This is a genomic window from Microbispora sp. H10830, assembly GCF_014161375.1.
Lineage (GTDB): Bacteria > Actinomycetota > Actinomycetes > Streptosporangiales > Streptosporangiaceae > Microbispora > Microbispora catharanthi.
In genome coordinates this window covers 1-2,425 of sequence record NZ_JABBWX010000044.1, presented here as the reverse complement: position 1 = coordinate 2,425, position 2,425 = coordinate 1, and the positions used below count along the sequence as shown (strand labels likewise).

Annotated in this window: 2 protein-coding genes and 1 pseudogene; all 3 read left to right on the top strand. The window is 69.7% G+C overall.

Annotated features, from left to right (window positions below; all coding sequences use genetic code 11):
• Positions 1 to 995, top strand: a 995-nt coding sequence (locus tag HHX35_RS42295) for a substrate-binding domain-containing protein (protein ID WP_182904236.1), incomplete at its 5' end; no start/stop codon positions are given.
• Positions 992 to 2,164: a Gfo/Idh/MocA family protein gene (locus HHX35_RS42290; protein WP_182904235.1), complete on the top strand. Its 1,173-nt coding sequence runs from the start codon at positions 992 to 994 to the stop codon at positions 2,162 to 2,164. The genes HHX35_RS42295 and HHX35_RS42290, both read left to right, overlap by 4 nt.
• Positions 2,161 to 2,425 (top strand): annotated as a pseudogene (locus HHX35_RS42285) (sugar phosphate isomerase/epimerase); the annotation flags it as partial. The gene HHX35_RS42290 and the pseudogene HHX35_RS42285, both read left to right, overlap by 4 nt.

Here is a 2,425-nt window from a genome sequence, read left to right as displayed (position 1 = left end):
TCACGGCCTGCACCAGCAACGAGCCGGCGGCGCAGGCGAGCGCGCCGGCCGCCGCTCCCGCCGCCGCGGCCACGGGCGGCAACGACGCCCCCGGCGACAAGGTCGTCATCGGGTTCTCGGCCCCGGCGGCCGACCACGGCTGGATCGCGGCCATCGCCAAGAACGCGGCGGACGCGGCCACGAAGTACTCCGATGTGGAGTTCAAGGCGGTCGAGCCGACCAACGACATCAACCAGCAGATCTCGGCGGTGGAGTCGCTGATCCAGGCCAAGGTGAACGCGCTGGTGATCCTGCCGAACGACGGTGAGCAGCTGAACCAGGTCGCGCGGCAGGCGATGGACGCGGGCATCCCGGTGATCAACCTGGACCGGGTGTTCCCGGACAAGCTGTCCTACCGGACCTGGATCGGCGGGGACAACTACGGCATGGGGGTGGCCGCCGGTCACTACATCGGTAAGACGCTGAAGGACAAGGGCGTGGCCGACCCGGTGATCCTGGAGATCCAGGGCATCGCGACGCTGCCGCTGACCCAGGACCGCAGCAAGGGCTTCGCCGACGCTTTGAAGATGTACGGGTTCAAGGTGACCGCGCAGCAGGACGCCAAGTTCACGGTGGAGTCCGGCACGCAGGTGGCCAGCAACCTGCTGCAGGCGCACAAGAAGATCGACGCGATCTGGAACCACGACGACGACCAGGGCATCGGTGTGATGGCCGCGATCAAGGAGGCCGGTCGCGACGAGTTCTTCATGGTCGGCGGCGCCGGCTCGGCCAACGCGATGCGTGACATCCAGGCGGACAACAGCGTGCTGAAGGCCACGGTCACCTATCCCCCGACGATGGCCGCCTCGGCGGTCAAGCTGGCCCGGCTCATCGCCCAGGGCAAGGGCATGAGCGACCTGCTGGAGCAGGAGGTGCCGCAGTCGATCACGCTGGCCTCGGCGACCGTGACCAAGGACAACGCGGACAAGTACCTGCCGCTCGGCTTCGAGTCATGAGGCCTGTCATCGGGATCGGCATGGTCGGCTACGCGTTCATGGGCCGCACCCACTCCCAGGCGTGGCGCAGCGTGGACGCGTTCTTCGACCTGCCGTTCAAGCCCGCGATGGTGGCCGTGGCCGGCAGGTCCGCCGAGGCGACCGCGCAGGCCGCCGAGAAGCTGGGGTGGGCCCACGCGGAGAGCGACTGGAAGCGCCTGCTCGAACGCGACGACGTGCAGATCGTCGACATCTGCACGCCGGGTGACAGCCATGCCGAGATCGCCATCGCGGCGCTGGCGGCGGGCAAGCACGTCCTGTGCGAGAAGCCGCTGGCCAACACCGTGGCCGAGGCCGAGGCCATGGCCGCGGCGGCGAAGGAGGCGGCGGCGCGCGGGGTGCGCAGCATGGTCGCCTTCAACTACCGCCGCGTGCCCGCGGTCGCGCTGGCCCGGCGGTTCGTCGAGGAGGGCAGGCTCGGGGAGATCCGGCACGTGCGGGCGCAGTACCTGCAGGACTGGATCGTCGACCCGGAGTTCCCCCTGGTCTGGCGGCTCCAGAAGGACAAGGCCGGGTCCGGCGCTCTCGGCGACATCGGCGCCCACATCATCGACACCGCCGAATTCGTCACCGGCCAGCGGCTGACCGGGGTATCGGCGATGACCGAGACCTTCGTCAAGGAGCGTCCCCTGGCGGTCAGCTCGGCCGGGCTCTCGGCCGGCGGCGGAGCCGGGACGGGCCCGGTCACCGTGGACGACGCCGCGCTGTTCATCGGCCGCCTCAGCGGGGGCGCGCTGGCCTCGTTCGAGGCCACCCGCTTCGCGACCGGGCACAAGAACGCGCTGCGCATCGAGGTCAACGGCTCCCTGGGGAGCCTGTCCTTCGACTTCGAGGCGATGAACGAGCTGTGGTTCCACGACCACACCATCGGCAGCGCCGAGCACGGATTCCGGAGGGTGCAGGTCACCGAGCCGGACCACCCGTACGCCGGGGCGTGGTGGCCGCCGGGCCACGGCCTCGGATACGAGCACACCTTCGTCCACGAGGCGAAGGACTTCCTGGAGGCGATCGCCGCCGGCACCGACCCCGCGCCGTCCTTCGAGGACGGGCTGCGGGTGCAGCGGGTGCTGGCGGCCGTCGAGCAGAGTGCGGCTGACGGCAGCCGCTTCACGACTGTGGAGGATTCATGACCAGGCCGGTCACGTTGTTCACCGGGCAGTGGGCGGACCTGCCGTTCGAGGAGGTCTGCCGGCTGGCCTCGGAATGGGGCTACGACGGCCTGGAGATCGCCTGCTGGGGCGACCACTTCGAGGTCGACAAGGCCCTCGCCGACGACTCCTACATCGAACGCAAGAAGGAGACCCTGGCCAAGTACAACCTCGGGGTGTGGACGATCTCCCACCACCTGGTCGGCCAGGCCGTGTGCGACCACCCCATCGACGAGCGCCACA

What these genes read in the sequence shown, in the direction of transcription:
- HHX35_RS42290 (WP_182904235.1), top strand. Translation starts at nt 992, where the DNA reads ATGAGGCCTGTCATCGGGATCGGCATGGTCGGCTACGCGTTCATGGGC.